17 protein-coding genes and 1 tRNA gene are annotated in these 17,240 nt (G+C 69.2%); 10 read left to right on the forward strand and 8 right to left on the reverse strand.

Annotated elements, in window-relative coordinates; all coding sequences use genetic code 11:
• The first annotated feature begins 28 nt into the window (after positions 1 to 28).
• The 6 genes from D7I44_RS09705 to argG all read left to right on the forward strand — a co-directional run bounded on the left by D7I44_RS09705 (position 29) and on the right by argG (position 5,836).
• Entirely contained in the window at positions 29 to 1,168 is a 1,140-nt protein-coding gene (locus D7I44_RS09705; protein WP_120789317.1) for a Gfo/Idh/MocA family protein, read from the forward strand.
• Entirely contained in the window at positions 1,168 to 2,142 is a 975-nt protein-coding gene (locus D7I44_RS09710; RefSeq protein ID WP_120789318.1) for a DUF6807 domain-containing protein, read from the forward strand. Before D7I44_RS09705 ends, D7I44_RS09710 begins: the two co-directional genes overlap by 1 nt.
• Positions 2,139 to 2,885, forward strand: coding sequence for a cupin domain-containing protein (locus D7I44_RS09715; RefSeq protein ID WP_245979510.1), 747 nt, complete (start codon positions 2,139 to 2,141; stop codon positions 2,883 to 2,885). Before D7I44_RS09710 ends, D7I44_RS09715 begins: the two co-directional genes overlap by 4 nt.
• Positions 2,882 to 3,967, forward strand: coding sequence for a Gfo/Idh/MocA family protein (locus D7I44_RS09720; RefSeq protein ID WP_120789319.1), 1,086 nt, complete (start codon positions 2,882 to 2,884; stop codon positions 3,965 to 3,967). The genes D7I44_RS09715 and D7I44_RS09720 overlap by 4 nt, the downstream gene beginning before the upstream one ends.
• Before the next feature lie 117 nt (positions 3,968 to 4,084).
• Positions 4,085 to 4,348, forward strand: coding sequence for a hypothetical protein (locus D7I44_RS09725; RefSeq protein WP_120789320.1), 264 nt, complete (start codon positions 4,085 to 4,087; stop codon positions 4,346 to 4,348).
• Between the two features lie 45 nt (positions 4,349 to 4,393).
• Positions 4,394 to 5,836, forward strand: coding sequence for an argininosuccinate synthase (argG, locus tag D7I44_RS09730; RefSeq protein WP_120789321.1), 1,443 nt, complete (start codon positions 4,394 to 4,396; stop codon positions 5,834 to 5,836).
• Positions 5,837 to 5,843: 7 nt separating this feature from the next.
• Here argG and D7I44_RS09735 read toward each other — a convergent pair whose 3' ends face one another.
• From D7I44_RS09735 to D7I44_RS09755, 5 genes are all read right to left on the reverse strand, one after another.
• Entirely contained in the window at positions 5,844 to 6,185 is a 342-nt protein-coding gene (locus tag D7I44_RS09735) for a DMT family transporter (protein WP_120789322.1), read from the reverse strand.
• Complete coding sequence (locus tag D7I44_RS09740; protein WP_120789323.1) at positions 6,182 to 6,580, reverse strand: DMT family transporter; 399 nt, start codon at positions 6,578 to 6,580, stop codon at positions 6,182 to 6,184. Before D7I44_RS09740 ends, D7I44_RS09735 begins: the two co-directional genes overlap by 4 nt.
• Positions 6,581 to 6,616: 36 nt before the next feature.
• Positions 6,617 to 7,969, reverse strand: coding sequence for an HNH endonuclease signature motif containing protein (locus D7I44_RS09745; protein ID WP_162940184.1), 1,353 nt, complete (start codon positions 7,967 to 7,969; stop codon positions 6,617 to 6,619).
• Between the two features lie 88 nt (positions 7,970 to 8,057).
• Complete coding sequence (locus D7I44_RS09750) at positions 8,058 to 9,629, reverse strand: phospholipase D-like domain-containing protein (RefSeq protein WP_162940185.1); 1,572 nt, start codon at positions 9,627 to 9,629, stop codon at positions 8,058 to 8,060.
• Positions 9,630 to 9,664: 35 nt separating this feature from the next.
• Positions 9,665 to 10,714, reverse strand: coding sequence for a ketopantoate reductase family protein (locus D7I44_RS09755; protein WP_120789326.1), 1,050 nt, complete (start codon positions 10,712 to 10,714; stop codon positions 9,665 to 9,667).
• Between the two features lie 50 nt (positions 10,715 to 10,764).
• On the opposite strand from D7I44_RS09755, the gene D7I44_RS09760 reads away from it, so the two are divergent.
• A complete protein-coding gene (locus D7I44_RS09760) occupies positions 10,765 to 11,664 on the forward strand; it encodes an Fpg/Nei family DNA glycosylase (protein ID WP_120789327.1) in 900 nt (299 codons plus the stop codon).
• Between the two features lie 41 nt (positions 11,665 to 11,705).
• Here the strand turns inward: D7I44_RS09760 and D7I44_RS09765 are convergent, their stop codons facing one another.
• The gene (locus D7I44_RS09765) at positions 11,706 to 12,359 is read right to left on the reverse strand and encodes a DUF1294 domain-containing protein (protein ID WP_162940186.1); all 654 of its coding nucleotides are present in this window, start codon (positions 12,357 to 12,359) and stop codon (positions 11,706 to 11,708) included.
• Positions 12,360 to 12,514: 155 nt separating this feature from the next.
• Between D7I44_RS09765 and D7I44_RS09770 the strand changes: the two genes are divergently transcribed.
• Positions 12,515 to 13,702, forward strand: coding sequence for a hypothetical protein (locus D7I44_RS09770; protein WP_120789329.1), 1,188 nt, complete (start codon positions 12,515 to 12,517; stop codon positions 13,700 to 13,702).
• Here D7I44_RS09770 and D7I44_RS09775 read toward each other — a convergent pair.
• Positions 13,687 to 14,385, reverse strand: a complete 699-nt coding sequence (locus D7I44_RS09775; RefSeq protein WP_162940187.1) for an HAD family hydrolase — start codon at positions 14,383 to 14,385, stop codon at positions 13,687 to 13,689. The two genes, D7I44_RS09770 and D7I44_RS09775, sit on opposite strands and share 16 nt — an antisense overlap.
• Before the next feature lie 63 nt (positions 14,386 to 14,448).
• On the opposite strand from D7I44_RS09775, the gene D7I44_RS09780 reads away from it, so the two are divergent.
• Positions 14,449 to 14,521: transfer RNA gene (locus D7I44_RS09780), tRNA-Arg, on the forward strand.
• 63 nt (positions 14,522 to 14,584) lie between these two features.
• Here D7I44_RS09780 and D7I44_RS09785 read toward each other — a convergent pair.
• Entirely contained in the window at positions 14,585 to 15,898 is a 1,314-nt protein-coding gene (locus tag D7I44_RS09785) for an ABC transporter substrate-binding protein (RefSeq protein WP_120789331.1), read from the reverse strand.
• A 210-nt stretch (positions 15,899 to 16,108) separates the two neighbouring features.
• Between D7I44_RS09785 and D7I44_RS09790 the strand changes: the two genes are divergently transcribed.
• Entirely contained in the window at positions 16,109 to 17,239 is a 1,131-nt protein-coding gene (locus D7I44_RS09790) for a glutamate--cysteine ligase (RefSeq protein WP_120789332.1), read from the forward strand.
• Position 17,240 lies beyond the last annotated feature (1 nt).

Raw genomic sequence — 17,240 nt, forward strand, 5'->3', positions numbered from 1 at the left:
CCAGCTGAGTGAGAGGAATACCGGACAAGTGAGTGAGAAAGTGCGCATCGGGATCATCGGAACGGGGGGCATCGCCGAGGCGCGGCACATCCCTTCGCTGCGGCAGCTGGGCGACAAGGTCGAGATCGTGGGGGTGATGGACATCGACCGGCAGCGCGCCGAGGACAGCGCGCAACGCAGCGGGATTCCGGGCGTGTATTCCTCCGTCGAGGAGCTGCTCGAGAGCGGCCGACCGCAGATCGTGCACATCTGCACGCCGCCGTCGACGCACGTGGCGCTCGCCGAGCAGGTTCTGCGCGCGGGCGTGTGGGTTCTCGTCGAGAAGCCGCCGTGCCTGACGCTCGCCGAGTACGACCGCATCGAGGCTGCGGCGCGAGCAGGGGGCGCGCAGTTCAGCGTCGTCTTCCAGCACCGCTTCGGCTCGGGCGGCGTGCACGCGGCACAGCTGCTGGCCTCCGGCGAGCTCGGGCGTCCGCTCGTCGCCGTGTGCAACACGCTCTGGTACCGCGCGCCGTCGTACTACGACCTGCCGTGGCGCGGGCGCTGGCAGACGGAGGGCGGCGGCCCGACCATGGGTCACGGCATCCATCAGATGGATCTGCTGCTCGCCCTGCTCGGCGACTGGAAAGAGGTCACGGCGCTCGCCGGCCGCCTCGACCGCGACATCGAGACCGAGGACGTCACGATGGCGAGCGTCGTCTTCGAGAACGGCACGATGGCGTCGATCGTCAACAGCATCCTGTCGCCGCGTGAGGAGAGCTACATCAGAATCGATACGACGGATGCCACGGTGGAGCTCTCGCACACCTACGGCTACGAGAACTCGAACTGGAGCTATACGGCTGCTCCGCATGTGACGGATGCCGCACGGGTCGCCGCCTGGTCGCAGCCGGCCGGCGACGAGCGCAGCTCGCACGCCTTGCAGTTCCGCGCCGTGGTCGACGCGTACCTCGCGGGCGAGGTGCCGCCGGTGACCGGCCAGGCGGGCCGTCAGGCGCTCGAGCTGATCGCAGGCATCTACCAGTCGGCGTTCACCGGGCGGGTGGTGCGGCGCGGCGAGCTGGCGCCCGGCTCGCCTTACTACGACAGCATGAACGCGGGTCGCTTCGGCTGGGGCGAGGGCCTTGCCGAGCCCCGCGCCGGACTCGAGGAAGCGGCGGTGGCGTGATGACCGACACTCTGGAAGAAGCGGTGGCGACGTCGGCCGGAGTGGGCAGCGGCCCGCTCAAGGTGACTCACGAGATCGGTTCGGCGATCGACGTCGAGTACGACGGCGTGCAGCTGGCGCGGTACGTATATCAGAGCGACATCGACCAGTTCGAGTGCCCGATGCCGTACTTCCACCCGCTGCGTTCGCTCGCCGGCGACCTCGTGACGCACAACCGGCCGCACGATCACCGCTGGCACAAGGGGCTGTCGATGACGGCCTCGCACGTCTCAGAGCAGAACTTCTGGGGCGGCGGCAGCTATCGGCCGGGGGCGCCCGGCGTCGGTTACGTCAAACTGCCCAACGTCGGCACGCTGCAGCACCGGGGCTTCGACGCGCTCGAGGTCGGCGTCGACCAAGTGAGCTTCACCGAGGACATCGACTGGATCACCCAGGCCGGTGAGCACTGGGTCGACGAGTCGCGCGCCATCGTGCTGCGTGACTTCGACCCTTCCGACGCCTCATGGTCGATCGAGTTCGCGACGACGATCACGAACGTGCGCGGCGAGGAGCTGCGCTTCGGCTCGCCAACGGTGTTCGGCCGTGAGCAGGCGGGGTACGCCGGATTCTTCTGGCGCGGCCCGCGCGAGTTCGCCGGGGAGTACACGGGTGGAGAGATCCTGGCCTCCGGGGGCTTGAGCGGCCCCGAGATCATGGGGCAGCGCGCCGACTGGCTCGCGTTCATCGGCAAGCACGACCTCGGCGAGAACTCGTCGACGATGCTGTTCGATCAGGACCCGGACAATGCGGATGCCCCGGCGTACTGGTTCGTGCGCCGCGTGCCGTACGCCGTGGTCAACCCGTCGATCGCGTTCTACGACGAGCTGGTGCTGCAGCCGGGGGAGTCGTTCTCGCGGCGTTACCGACTCACCATCGCGACCGGACGGTGGGACGCCGAGCGCATCGAGGCGTACCGCGAGCGGCACCCGCTGTGACGCTGCGCGCTCCGCTCTTCCCAGGAGCGACGGGGATCACCGAGCTCAGCGTCTACCACTGGCCCGCCGCCGACGGCGTGCACGGCGGCTCGCCGCACATGCACCTGCTGTGCGCTGAGGCATACGTCGTCGTCGCCGGCACGGGGGCGGTCGAGACGCTGTCCCCGGCCGGCGCGGCGGTCACGCCCCTCGAGGAGGGCGATGTCGTCTGGTACACGCCAGGTGTCGTCCACCGTTCGATCAACAGCGGCGATCTGAAGGTCATCGCGGTGATGCAGAACAGCGGGCTGCCGGAGGCGGGCGACGCCGTGATGACGTTCCCGGCGGCGGCGCTCACCTCGCCGGAGGCGTATTCGGCTGCGGCATCCCTCGCCCCTACGCCCTCGCACACCGTCGAGCAGTCGGCTCGCGCCCGCCGTGATCTCGCGATGACCGGGTTCGACCGCCTCAAGTCCGCGCTCGAAAAGGGCGACAGGCAGCCGCTGCTCGCGTTCTACCGCGCGGCCGCCGCCCTGGTCGCCCCGAGGATCGAAGCGTGGCGCCGGCTCGTGACCGAGGGTCCGCTCGCGCAGGCGGCCGCGTCGCTCGACCGCCTCGACGAGCTCGCGGACGGCGAGACCGCGTACCTCGAAGACGCGATGATCGCGCGGATCCCGGCGCCGAGCGGGCACAGTTATGGGATGTGCGGCACGTTGCGTGCCTACGATCCCATCCGCGAGGCAGGAGAGGTTCAACTGAGATGAGCGATGCGCCGACCCGGCTGGCGGTGGTGGGCTCGGGGTTCCGCGCCGAGGCGTTTCTTCGCGTCGCGGCCGCGGCACCCGACCGCTTCGAGGCGGTGGTGGTGGTCGCGCGGCGGCCCGAGCGGGCCCGAGAGCTCGAGGCGCGCTGGAGCGTGGCATCCGTCGCCGATCTCAGCGAGCTGCGCGGCCCCGACTCACTCGACTTCGTCGTCAACGCGGCGTCGGCGGGAGCCGCGGTCGGCATCATCGAGCAGCTGACCGCCGCAGGGCACGCGGTGCTCACCGAGACGCCGGTCGCGCCCGACCGGCCGGGTCTCGAACGGCTCAGCGAACTCGTGCGGCAGGGTGCGCGCATCCAGGTCGCCGAGCAGTACCACCTCGAGCCGCTCGTCTCGGCGCAGCTCGTGATCGCGCACTCCGGGCTGCTCGGCGAGGTCGGTGAGGCCTTCGTGTCGGTCGCGCACGACTACCACGGCTTCAGCGTGCTGCGCCGGGCGCTCGGCGCGGGCTTCCGCAATGCGACGGTCACCGCGCGCCGCTTCGACGAGAGCGTGCAGCTCGGGCCGAGCCGGTACAGCGACCCGGAAGAGGCGCGGCTCACCACCGGCATCCGCACGACCGCCTGGCTCGACTTCGAGGGCGGCTTGCGCGGCACGTATGACTTCGACGACCAGCAGTACCGGTCGTTCATCCGCACGCCGACGCTCACGATACGTGGCACGCGCGGCGAGCTGCGCGACGACGTGGTGCGCTACGTCGACGCCGACAACCAACCCGTCACCTCGCGCATCGAGCGGCTCGCTGCGGGCGGCGCGGGCAATCACGAGGGGCTGTTCGCGCGCGCCTACGTGTTCGAGGGGCGGCGTGTGTGGGCGAACGGATTCCTGCGAGCAAGGCTGTCGGACGAGGAGCTCGGCATCGCCGGCGCCCTCGCCGGAATGGCGGCGTACGTCGCCGGCGGCGGCCCCGAGCTGTACTCGGTGGCCGAGGCCGCGCAGGACGTCTACCTGCAGACGGTGCTCGAGCAGTCGCTGCGCTCGGGGCGCCCCGCGCGCTCGTCGACGCAGTCGTGGGCGGTCTGAATCTGCGGGTGCCCGCTCGAGCGGTGCTCCCAGGAACGCTGATCGGATTCATTGTCAAGCCCCGGGGTGAGTGTCGGCGGTCGGGGTGAAGATCGAATCATGCAAGGGGGCAGAGTCGTGCAGCAGCTTGAGACTTCGAAGGTCGAGCTCGACGTCATCCCCGTCGGCGAAGACGGGTGGCGGGTGAGCATTCAGGGCGCCGACCGCGCGAATCCGTTCGCGTTGCTCGGCTTCGTGACGACGGCGGGGCCGGTCTTCGAGGTGTGCGTGATCGGAAGGCCGGGTGACGCGATCGTGGCGAGCACGCTCGACGATGCGGTCGAGGTGCTGCGGCCGCCGGCAGACGAGGTGGAAGGCATCCTGGCAGGCATCCGTCACTGATCCTCGTGTCACAGCCGAGCTCGGCGCCCCCGTAAAATCGATGGCGTGTCCAAGGTTCTGAGCTCCCTTCCCGTCGGCGAGCGTGTCGGCATCGCCTTCTCCGGGGGGCTCGACACCTCCTGCGCGGTCGCGTGGATGCGTGAGAACGGCGCGATTCCGTGCACCTACACCGCCGACATCGGGCAGTACGACGAGCCTGACATCGCCGCCGTTCCGGGCCGTGCAGGACAGTACGGCGCTGAGCTCGCGCGTCTCGTCGATGCGAAGGCCGCGCTCGTCGAAGAGGGCCTGGTGGCGCTGCAGTGCGGTGCCTTCCACATCCGTTCAGGCGGCAAGACCTACTTCAACACGACGCCTCTCGGCCGCGCGGTGACGGGCACGCTGCTCGTGCGCGCGATGAAGGAGGACGGCGTCGACATCTGGGGCGACGGCTCGACCTACAAGGGCAACGACATCGAGCGGTTCTATCGCTACGGCCTGATGGCGAACCCCGCCCTGCGGGTCTACAAGCCGTGGCTCGACGTGAACTTCGTCAGCCAGCTCGGCGGCCGCACCGAGATGAGCCAGTGGCTCGTCGCCCACGGCTTCCCGTACCGCGACTCGACCGAGAAGGCGTACTCGACCGACGCCAACATCTGGGGTGCGACCCACGAGGCGAAGCGCCTCGAGGACCTCGACGCGGGCCTCGACATCGTCGAGCCGATCATGGGCGTCGCCGCCTGGCGCGACGACGTCGAGGTCGCCACCGAAGAGGTGTCGGTGCGCTTCGAGGCGGGCCGTCCCGTCGCGATCAACGGCGTCGAGTTCACCGACGCGGTGGCGCTCGTGCTCGAGGCGAACGCCATCGGCGGCCGCCACGGCCTCGGCGTCTCCGATCAGATCGAAAACCGCATCATCGAGGCGAAGTCCCGCGGCATCTACGAGGCGCCGGGCATGGCGCTGCTGCACATCGCCTACGAGCGACTGCTCAATGCGATCCACAACGAGGACACCGTCGCGAACTATCACATTGAGGGCCGCCGTCTCGGCCGCCTGATGTACGAGGGCCGCTGGCTCGACCCGCAGTCGCTGATGCTGCGCGAGTCGCTGCAGCGCTGGGTCGGCTCGGCCGTCACGGGCGAGGTCACCCTGCGCCTGCGCCGCGGAGACGACTACACGATCCTCGACACGACGGGCCCGGCGCTCAGCTATTCGGGCGCGAAGCTCTCGATGGAGCGCGTCGGCGATTCCGCCTTCGGCCCTGACGACCGCATCGGCCAGCTCACCATGCGCAACCTCGACATCGCCGACTCGCGCGCGCGTCTCGAGCAGTACGCGACGCTGGGCCTCATCGGCGGCCCGACCGCCGAGCTCGTCGGGTCGCTCGAGTCCGGCCGCGCAGAGGAGATCCTCGGCGGCGTCGAGTCGCTTTCGGCGACGGCCGAAGAGCTCGAGCGTGCGACGGATGCCGCGTCCGAGGGCGCCGCCTTCGACTCCGGCACCGACTGAGCCCGTTCTACGACGCCGCCTGCCCGAGTTCGATCAGCACGACGCCCAGCATGATGAGCAGGGTGCCGGCGACCATGACCCGGGTGAACGGCTCCGTGAAGAACACACGCCCGGCGATCGCCGTGAGCGCGACGCCGGCGGCCGTCCAGATGCCGTAGCTGATCGCGAGCCCGATGCCCATGCGCAGCACGAGCGAGAACAGCACGAACGACGCGGCGTAGCCCGCGACGACGGCGAGGTACCAGCGGCGCGACGGCGCCCTGCCCTCGTGCGGCGTGCTCGCCATGCGCAGCGAGAGCGTTGCGCCGACCTCGCACAGGATCGCGATCGCGAGAACGACCCAGCTCACGACGCATCCTCAGTGGTCACGGCGCTGCCGGAATCGGCCGCGCCTCGATCGCTGTTGCCGCCGTCAGCGCTGGTGCCGTGGCCGCCGCCCAGGTTCACGAGCACGACACCGCCGATGACCACGACCATGCCCGCGATGGTGAGGAGCGTGAGCTGCTCGTCGAACAGGACGGCTGAGAACACCGCAGTGAGGGCGACGCCGATGGCACCCCAGATCGCGTAGCCGACGCCGACCGGCATCCCGGCGCGCAGCACGCGGCCGAACAGCCAGAACGACAGCAGATAGCCGACGGCCACGACGGCGTACAGCCAGGGGTGCCGGATCGCTCCCTCAAGGCTGAGCGAGCCGGAGACCTCGCTGACGATCGCGCCGGCCAGCAGCAGCCATCGACTCACGGCTCAACGCTACCGGGCAGAGTTCTGCCTCGCGGTTCAGCGTGCGGGTCGGTGGATGGCTGGTACCCAGGGTGAGGCGTGGGAGCCGTAGACCCATCTGATTTCGGGTGTGCCGTCTTTGCTGGTGCGGAGTTGGTAGGGGCCGTCGTCGATGAGGTGGTGGTGCCACCAGCACAGGAGTGCGGCGTTGATGACATTGGTTTTGCCGCCGTCTTTCCAGGGTGTGAGGTGGTGGGTTTCGCACCATCGGGCGGGTGTGGTGCAGCCGGGGATGATGCAGCCTTTGTCTCGGGCGGCGAGGGCTCTGCGCTGTTGCGGGGTGAAGCAGCGTTGGGTGCGGCCGAGGTTCAGGATCTCGCCGGTGGGGGAGAGGTCGACTTCCTGGTAGCCGCCGGCGTCGGCGATGCGCTTCGCGGCATGGGCGCTGATGGGCTCGTTTTCGCCATCGACCCATGCCACGCCGTGGCCGGTCTCGAGCTCGTCTTTCGTTGTGGTGACGAGGATGGTGGGGTGCGCGCCGCCCATGGTCGGGGTCTGCGGGGTCCGGGCTGCGGCGACGAAAACGGCGTGGAGGATGTCGGCGCGTTTCTGTTTCGCCGAGCGGGTGTCGACGGGCGGCAGATCGAGCGTTCCCGTCAGCAGCGGTTTTGTGTCGTCGGGGTCGGCGTCGCCGAGCACGTCGGGGCTTGGGGTGAAGCGCACCTCGGCGCCGGCGCGCGGATTCACATGCGCGTCGAGGACGGCGCGGATGGCGGCGGCCTGCTCGATCGGCAGGAGCCCGGTGAGCTTCACCAGGCCGTTGCGGGCAGGCCCGAGGGTGAGGAAGCGTTTCTCGATCGCGGCCTTCTCGACGGGTGCGACGCCGTCGGGGTCCAGAACCGCCGCCCACACTCTCGCCGCGTCCGCCACGGCGGAGGCCGGCAGGGCAGCGGACAGCTCCACGAGCTCTGTGCAGGCGATATCGACAGCGGCAGGGTCGGCGACGGGAACGGTCTTCAGGATCGGCGCGCCGATCACTTCCGCCTGGGCCCGGGAGAGCGCCCCGGAAGAGACGGCGTCTTCGAGGACGGGCAGCTTCGCCAGCGCCCGCGATTCCAGCACGCGCCTGCGGGCATCCTCCGCCGAGGTGCGGGTGACGGTCTCGATCGCACCCCAGGGCTTCTTCGACCCGAGCTTGCGCGCCAAAGAGTCCTCCCCGAGCGACTCGTCGGACCGGCAGTCGAACTCCCTGGCGACGGCGAGCGTGATCGCCTCCGCCTGCCGCAGCACCTCTTCGGCGTCCTGCGCGAAGCCGACCAGCTGATCATCCGTCAGCGCGGGGAGGCACAGGGGAAGCGAAGGTTCGACGCGATGGAACGCCGCCCCTAGACCCTCGCCGACTGCTGTCACTGACCCACCCCCGATCGCGTGCGATCAGTGTATCAAACATTCGATACTCAATGGGACAAAAGTGAAAATAAGAGGCCAGAACTACGAACTAATCTTCAGCTACCTGTTTCGCCGCGAGGTGCTCCCAGTCGTGCTCGAACAGCTGCTCGAAGTATTCAGCGACCTGCGTGTTCTCGATGATCACGCCGGCGTCGCGATTGCGCAGGGCCCCCGCGCTCGACCAGTTCTGACTCGACACCAATGCTGCGCGCCCGTCGACGATCACCCCCTTGTTGTGCACGTTGTTCTGCAGTTTCACGTTGTTCGCGACGTCGAGCCCAGCAGCTTGCAGTTGTTCGAGATAGCCGGCGGTCTCGTACTCGCTCATGATGATGCGTACTTCGACGCCGACCTTCTGGCGATCGATGACGGCGGCCACCAGGTCGACGAAAGCCTGATTCGTGGCATCCGTCGTCTTCGGCAGCTCGATGTACTGGAACTGCAGGTGCAGGGTCTTCGTCGCGCTCGTGATGAGCGACTTCACGGCGTCGACGTACACGCCGGTGTCGGGGGTGAGCACCGGAGTGATCGTCATCTGGTCGGTGATCGTCGTCGCCGCGAAGAACTGCGCGAACGGCGGCGTCTTGACCGCGGGCTGCAGCAACTCGGGCTGCATGACGGCGGCCGACGTCTGGTTGTGCTGCGATGCGACGTCGAAATCGTGCGCGAGGTATGCAGCGAACGTCGTCGTCAGCTCTGGACTGCGCACGACGACGTGCCAGTCCCGGTCGCCGCTGCGCGCGGCCTCCGCGTCGGCTTTCACATTCACCGGGTCGATGGCGGGCTGATTCGAGTTGTTCCAGTTGCCGCTCGACACCCACACGGCTGTCGAATCCTGCGCGGCGACCTTGATGTGGTACGCCGTCTGGAACACGGTGACGGTCGCCTTCGGGTCCATTCCGGAAAGCGCCCACGCCTGTTCGAATTCAGCACCGAGCGCCTTCTTGAGCGCCGCGACCGTCTGCTCGTCGGTCTGATCGGCCGTCGGATTCTTCGACGGGTGGTCGAGCGTCAGCGTGACCTTCTTGCCCGCAGCCGCCTTCTCGAACGCCGCCAGCACGTGCGCCGAGGTGAAGTCGTAGAGCCCGATCACCAGCTCGCTCTCGGTCGCATCGAGGAAGGCCGAGAGCTGCTCCCAGCCGGCATCGGGTGACGCGGCAAGCTGAACGGTGAGCTCGCCGCTGACCGGCGACAGCGGCACGCCGACGGGCGGCGAATATGGCAATTGCGGCTTCTTGGCGGCGTCCGTCACGACATCGGGCGACGGCGCGACGGATGCCTCGGCCGGCCGCGCCGCGACCACCACCTCGTCGGCGAATTCCGGCACCTTGCCCTCGTCGGGCGCGGCGGCCCCGCTCGCTGCGAAGCGCGCCGGCTCGAGCAGCGCCGTGCGCTTCCGCGGCGAGGCGACGCGCACATCGATGGGGAAGCCGCCCACCTCTGATGGGAGCCCGGGTGGCCGCTCGGCTTCGACGGTGACGACGATCGCGGGGGTCGCCGTCACCCAGCCGTCGACGAGCTGAAAGCCGGGCCGCACACTCAGCACGCCGGGCAGCTTGAACGTGTCGAGCCGGCGCGCGATGAGGGCGGAGATGGGCGGGAACGGCGTGGTGTCGGTCACGGCGGCGACCCTACCCCGCACGGGTGACATCGAGGTCAGCCGCCGAGCAGAATCCGCTTCAGCTCATCGGGTGAGACGGATGCCGGTGGTCGGTGCTCGGCCGCAGCCTGCCGTGCGAGGCGCTGCAGCCCCTCGTTGACCGGCGCCGGCACGCCGGCGAGCCGCGCGAGTCGAACGATCTCGCCGTTCAGATAGTCGGTCTCGATCGACCCCGACCCGCGCGCGAGCGACTGCCAGGTCGAGCCGCCGAGCGGTCCGTCGGCGCCGGTCACAGGGCGGACGTCGAACGCGCCACCGCGCCAGCGCTCCTCATCGTCGTCCGACGGAATGCCTATGCCCGCAGCGGCATATACCGCGAGGCCCTCCTCGCGCGCCAGCGAGTACAGCTCGCCCGCGGTCGGGCTGGACGCCTCATCGCCGGTGCCGATCAGGGCCTGGACCGCGTTTCCGAGATTGCTCACGAGCTTGCGGTACTTCCACGGCATGACCTCGTCGACGACGTGCACCCGGAAGGTCGCGCGCTCCCAGTCGGACTGGACGGTCCCGAGAAGCAAGGCGTCGGCAGCGGCATCCGCCTCGCCGGCCAGCCCATAGCGCCCGACGATGAACACGCCGCTCTGCGGCGCGATGCGCACCGTGAACTCCCCGGGGGCGAGGTGCACGGCGGGCAGCCAGACGCAGACCCCGAAGACCCGGCGGAAGTAGCGCAGCGCGAGTCGCTCGGACTCCACCCCGTTGAGCGCGGTCAGCACGGGCAGCAGCTCGCCCGCGGTGCCGACGACCTCTCCGGCGGCGTCGCGCACCGGCTCGTCGACCCATTCGAGCAGCGCGCTCTGCACCTGATGCGTCTTGGTCGCGAAGACCAGCACGTCGTCGGTCGTGAGCTCGGCCTCGCGCGGGTCGGTCGCCACGGGCGCATCGACGCGGACCTCGTCGTCCGGTGACCGCAGCAGCAGGCCGCGGGCACGGATCGCCTCGGCGTTGTCTCCGCGTGCGATCACCAGTGGGGGAGTCTCGAGATGCTGCGCGAGGCGCGCCGAGAGCGTGCCGCCGATGGCGCCCGCGCCGACGATGACGTATCTCATCTCTCTCACCTTAGGTTGCCGATGTCGGCGGGTGGCGTTAGGAATTTCCCATGCCGGAACTGCCCGAGGTGCATGCGCTCGCCGTCGATCTCGGCGCGCGGCTCACCGGGCGCACGATCCGGAGGCTCGACGTCCTCGCGATCGCGGCGCTCAAGACGTTCGCGGTCCCGCCGGAGGCGCTGAGGGGCAAGACGATCACCGGCGTGACCCGTCACGGGAAGTTCTTGGACATCGCAGCCCGAGAACCCGCCGTCGACGGCGGCGAAGACGAGATCCATCTCGTCCTGCACCTCGCCCGCGCGGGATGGGTGCGGTGGCGCGCCGCAGAGCCGAAGACCAGCGCCCGCCCGGGGCGCGCGCCGAGGAATCCGCTCGCCGCGCGCCTGCTGCTCGAGCCGGACGGCGCCGGTCTCGACATCACCGAGGCCGGCACGAAGAAGAGCCTGCAACTGCACCTGGTGCGCGACCCGCTCGAGATCGAGCGCGTGCGCACCCTCGGCCCAGAGCCGCTCGAGCCCGCCTTCACACGTGAGGTCTTCGCCGGCATCCTCAAGTCAGCAGGCCGTTCGCAGATCAAGGGCGTGCTGCGCGATCAGGCGACCATCGCGGGCATCGGCAACGCCTACAGCGACGAGATCCTGTGGGCGGCGAAGATGTCGCCGTTCAAAGCGGCGGCGATGACGGATGCCGAGATCGATCGTCTCTACGCCGCGCTGCAGTCGACTCTGCGCGACGCGGTCGACCGCTCAGAAGGGCTCGCCGCGAGTGAGCTCAAAGCGGAGAAGCATGAGGGCCTCAGGGTGCACGGGCGTGCGGGCGAGGCCTGCCCGGTGTGCGGTTCGACGATCCGTCAGGTGACCTTCCACGACTCGAGCCTGCAGTACTGCCCCGGGTGTCAGACCGGCGGGAAGATCCTGGCGGACCGGGTGCTGTCGCGACTGCTGAAGTAAGGCGGCCGACGAGCCCGTGGGCCGGGTCGCGCCGGTTCGGCTCAGCCGGACAGGCTCGAGAGCTGCTCGATCAGCGCCGGCCGCCACACGAGCGCCACGAACGCGCCGACATTGATGATCACGAGCAGCCAGAACACGAGCTGGAAGCTCACCTTCCGGTTCTTGTGCCTCAGGAGCTGCTGCGCGAACACCGCCCCCGGCCACCCGCCGAGCAGCGCGAGCGCCTGCAGCGTGCTCTCGCGCGTGCGCCAGGCGCCGTCGATCGCCGCCTGCTTGTCCCACGCATAGACCCCGAACGCGATCGCGCTCATGCCGATGTAGATCGACGCGAACCACACCGATGCGCCCCACGCGGCGACCGCCAGCACGAGGAACACGGCGAACACGAGAACGGGCACGAAGGGCAGCGCCGCCGGCCGGCCGCGGTGGTGCGCGGGTGGCGCAGGCATCCGCTTCACCTGTGCTGAATGCGCCTGCAGAACGGATGCCGCACGCGCACGCGGCCGCCCATCGGGCCCTGCGCCCAGCGAATACCCGACGATGTCGCCGTCGTCCGGTCGCGGCGCCGGCGAGGTGAACGCCGAGATGTGCACGAAGACCCGGGCGCCGCCGCCCGCCGGCTCGATGAAGCCGAACCCGCGGGCGTCGTTCCAATCGGCGAGCGTCCCGCGCAGTGGCGACGGGCGCGGAGGCATGCCGTCGAGCCTAGCTGGCGTGTCTTGCGTGCGACCCGGGCGAGGGGCGAGCGTAACGTGAGAAGACGATGCGTGCTCAGAGCTCGACGACTTCTCTGTCTCAGAGCGACCCCGAATCCAGAATCGAGCTCTCCCGTCGCCCACTAGGGCGGCAGGTGCTCGAGGTCGTCGCGCTCTACGCGGCATCCCGGGTGTTCTCCACCCTGCTGCTCGGCATCGGCATGCTCGTCGTCGTCTGGCACGGCTGGCACCTGCCGTGGTTGACCACCACGCCGTCGTACGAGCTCACCGCTCGCGGCTGGTCGCCGCACCTGCCGAGCTTCGCCGACATCTCGGCCATGTGGGACAGCGCGCACTACGACCGCATCGCGCAATCGGGCTACCCGACAGTGCTGCCGCGCTCGGCGAGCGGGCAGATCGAGCCGAACAGCTGGGCCTTCCTGCCCGTCTACCCGCTGCTCGTGGGTGCGATGCAGTGGCTGCTCGGCACCGGGTTCGCGGCGACGGGCGTCGTCGTGTCGCTGCTGTTCGGCGGTGCGGCGACGGTGATGCTGTACCTCGTGGTGCGCGACCGCGTCGGCTTCCGCCCTGCGTGGTTCACGGCGACGCTGTTCGCATTCGGGCCCCTGGCGTTCGTGCTGCAGCTCGCGTATGCCGAGAGCCTGTTCTTCTTCCTGTTCTTCGCCGCGCTCTACCTGATGCAGCGGCGGCAGTACGGCTGGATGCTTGCGCCCGCCGTCGTCGCCGCGTTCACCCGGCCCGGCGCCCTGGCGCTGGCGCTCGCGCTGGCCGTCGTCTTCGTGGTGCGGTGGCGCTCAGCGCGACGTGGCGCGGACGCCTTCCCGAAGCCCGAGCGCGTGAAACTGGCCATCGCCGCCCTTGTCACCGGCCTCGCCGGCCTCGCGTGGCCCGCGATCGCGTGGGCCGTCACCGGGGCGATGAACGCCTACACGGCCACCGAGCTGTCGTGGCGCTACGGCTTCCTCGGCCACACGGACTTCCAGCCGTTCACCGCGTGGTTCGAGCTGTCGTGGCGCTTCCTCGGAGTCGGCGGGGTGCTCATCGTCGTGCTGGTCGTCGTGCTCTTCGGGCTGTGGGTGGGCCGCCGCGGCATCCGACCGCTCGGCACGGAGATCATCGCGACGGCCGCGTCGTACGCGCTCTACCTGCTCGCCGTGTTCATGCCGCAGCAGAGCGTCTTCCGCGTCGCGGCGCCGCTCGCGCCGCTGATGGGCGACCCCGGCATCGCCGGGCGCACGTGGCTGCGGCGGCTCGTGCTCGGCTTCGCGATCGCCGCGCAGCCGGTGTGCGTCGCGGTGCTCTGGTTCTACGCCAACCCGTGAACCGCGGCGCGGATCGTCTCGGTCAGCTCGCCCTCGCGCCCGACCAGGTCGTCGAACCACGCGACCGGGGTGAACTGCTCGAGATCCTCGCGCGGGTGCCCGCCCGTGCCGACCGCCACCCACGGGATGCCTGAGCCGACCGCGCAGGCCCCGTCGTTCACGGTGTCGCCGACGATGACGGCGACCGGATGCCTCAGCCTGGCCGCTTTCGCCATCTCGACGCGGTCGCTCCATTCGCGGCCGAAGAAGGCGGAATCCCAGTCGAAGAGCGTGACGTCGAGACCCGCGGACTCGAGCTTCATGCGCGAGACAGGGCGGCCGTTGCCGGTGAGCACGGAGTTGACGAGGCCCGCCTCGGCGACGGCGCGGGTCGCCTCGGCCGCACCGGGAATCGCGACGCGCGGCGCCTCGAGGAAGTGATCGACGTAGAGCCGGTCGATCGCGTCTTCGAGGGGTGTGAGATCGTCGGGCACGGGAATCCCCGCGTTCTCGAACAGTCGCGTCCACACCATGCGCTCGGTCGCGCCCGCACCGAACCCTGGCCGCTCGAGGTCGACGCCTAGCACGTCGCGGATTGCCCGCATCTGCATGCGCGACCCTTCGCCGCGGGTCTCGTGCACGAGGGTGCCGTCGATGTCCCAGAGGACGACAATGCGGTCGGATGCCTGGCTCGCGTTGCTCACAGCACAAGCTTTCCCGATTTGGGAGGCACGCGTGACCCCTGTTAGGCTTACCTGGTTGCGCCCGCGCTCGTAGCTCAATGGATAGAGCATCTGACTACGGATCAGAAGGTTGGGGGTTCGAGTCCCTTCGAGCGCACACACTGGTTGAGACAGTTACGAAGGCCCGGTCGGCTGACCGGGCCTTCGGCTTGTCTCGGCCCTACTTCATCAGCCCTTCCAGCGTGTTCTGGAACGCCTGCAGCGCGGCCTTCGCCGTGGTCTTGCCCGTCAGCACCGTCTGAGCGAAGGTGAACGAGGGCGCGGTGCCGTCGACGGTGTTCGCGACGTTGGCGAACAGGCCGGAGCCGCCGGGGGCCGCCCACGTCTTGAAGATCGGGATCCAGTCCTTCACGATCTTGACGTTGTTGGCGTCAGAGGCGAACTCGGGCGTCTTCGTGATCGAGGTGAGCGGCGGCAGGCCGATGCCGGTCTTCTTCGTCCACAGCGGCTGCATGTTCTGGTAGTAGTACGTCGTGAAGTCCTCGCTGGCCTTCTTCGACGGCGTGTTCGTCCACATCATGATGTTGTTCGGGAAGTAGAGCCCGCCTGAGTCGCCGTGCGGGCCGGTCAGCGGCTCGGCCACGGCGAGCTCCTTGGCCACGTCGCCGCCGACGTTCTGCGGAAGGCCCGCCGTGCTCACGGCATACCCGAACTTGCGCTGCTGGAACTGCGTGTAGATGTTCGCGCTGGTGTAGCCGACCGCCGCCGGGTCTGAATACCCGTTCTTCACGAGTTCGAGCACGTATTCCAGGGCCTCCTCGTTGCGGTCGGTGACGGCATCCGGCTCCTGCTTCTCGTTGAACCAGCCGCCGCCGTTGTTGATCAGGAACGCGGTGATCGTGTGGAATCCGGTGTTGTTGCCTGCACCCGCTCCGATCCCGAAGCCGTAGACGCCGTGGCTCTTGAGACCTGCGCAGACCGTCTTGTACTCGTCCCAGGTGGTCGGCACGTCGAGGCCCCACTGGTCGAACATCGCCGTGTTGTACCAGGCGACGCGCACGTCGAGGTTGTACGGAACGGCCGCGTAGCCCTTGTCGGTCTTCATGGCGTCGAGCAGGCCGTCGAGGAAGTCGTCCTTGAGTCCGTTGTCGGCCCACGAGTCGATCAGGTCGTCCGCATATTGGATCTTCCCCTGCGCGGCGTATTGGAACGCCTGCGTGCCGCCGCCGGAGCTCACCGCGGGCCCGGTGTTCGACGAGGCTCCCGTCGCGAACTGCGTGGTGAAGTTCGCCCACTGGATCTGCTGGTATCTCGCCGTGTAGCCGCCCTTCGAGAAGCCGGCGACGATCTTCTTGTCCTCGGTGAGGAACGCGGGGGGACCCCACGGCATGTTCCAGAACTTCAGGGTCTTGCCGCCGGCGGCGGTCGATGCGCCGCCCCGCGAGCAGGCCGCGAGCAGCGTGCTCGCCGCCACCCCGCCTGCGACTCCGATGAAAGTGCGGCGCGTGAATGCGGCGCCCGACTGCTGTGCCATCTGTCGATCTCTCCGCCCCGCCACGGGCGGGGCTGTGCTCGTCTTTGAACCAGTGATCGGATTCCCATGCGGAATCTTGGCGACAACAATGACACGGATGCTGCGCGAATGGCACCCGAACAGGGGGAATGCCTCAGTGTGCGTACGCGATGCGTCACCCCGGGCGCAAGCACTGCCGGCGCGGGCCGATGCCTGCCACACTCTGCTGGCATGGAGATCCCGTTCGCACAATCCCCGCGCTCCTCCGTGGGCCTCGAGTGGGAGCTGATGCTCGCAGACCAGGACAGCGGCGAGCTGGTGCCTGCTGCGCCCGGCATCCTGCAGGTCCTCGACGGCGGTGAGAAGATCACGGCAGAGCTGCTGACGAACACGGTGGAGGTCACCAGCGACCCGCGTGAGCGGGTGGGCGACGCCATCGGCGACATCCGCAGCAGGGTCGAGCTCGTGCGCGCCGAGGCCGAACGCCACGGGGTCGCTCTGCTGTCGTCGGGAAGCCACCCGTTCGCGAAGTGGCAGGACCAGAACATCACGGAGAAGAGCCGCTACCGCACCCTCATCGACCGGGCGCAGTGGTGGGGGCGGAACCTGATGATCTGGGGCATCCACATGCATGTCGGCGTCGATGACCGACGCAAGGTGATCCCGATCGTCTCCGAGTTGACGAAGTACCTGCCCCACCTGCAGGCGCTCAGCGCGTCGAGCCCGTTCTGGGCGGGCGACCAGACGGGGTACGCGTCGAATCGCGCCCTCGTCTTCCAGCAGCTGCCGACCGCTGGCCTGCCGTGGCAGCTGGCCGACTGGGAAGGGTTCGAGGGCTACGTCGACGACCTCGTGCGCACCGGGGTGCTCGCCGAGGTCACCGAGGTGAGATGGGACGTGCGCCCGGCACCGCGCTGGGGAACCATCGAGGTGCGCGCCTGCGACGCGGCGAGCAACCTGTTCGAGTTCGCCGCGATCGCCGCGTTCGCGCAGTGCCTCGTCGAGTGGTGCTCTCGGCGCCTCGACGCGGGCGAGGAGTTCGCACAGCTGCAGCCGTGGTTCCACCGCGAGAACAAATGGCGCGCGGCCCGCTACGGCATGGACGTCGAGCTGATCGTGGACCGCGACGGCCGCGAGCTGCACGTGCGCGATCACCTGGCCGAGCTGCTGCCGGCGCTCGAGCCGATCGCCGACGACCTGGGATGCCGGGCAGAGCTCGCCGGCATCCACACGATCCTCGATCTGGGTGCCGGGTACCAGCGCCAGCTGCAGGTCGCGCAGCGCCGCGACGGCGACCTCACCGCGGTCGTGAAGCACCTGATCGCGGAATTCGACGCCGAGCGGCCGCTGCCCGTGCGATAGC

The sequence above is a fragment of the Gryllotalpicola protaetiae genome (genome assembly GCF_003627055.1).
GTDB classification, from domain to species: domain Bacteria; phylum Actinomycetota; class Actinomycetes; order Actinomycetales; family Microbacteriaceae; genus Gryllotalpicola; species Gryllotalpicola protaetiae.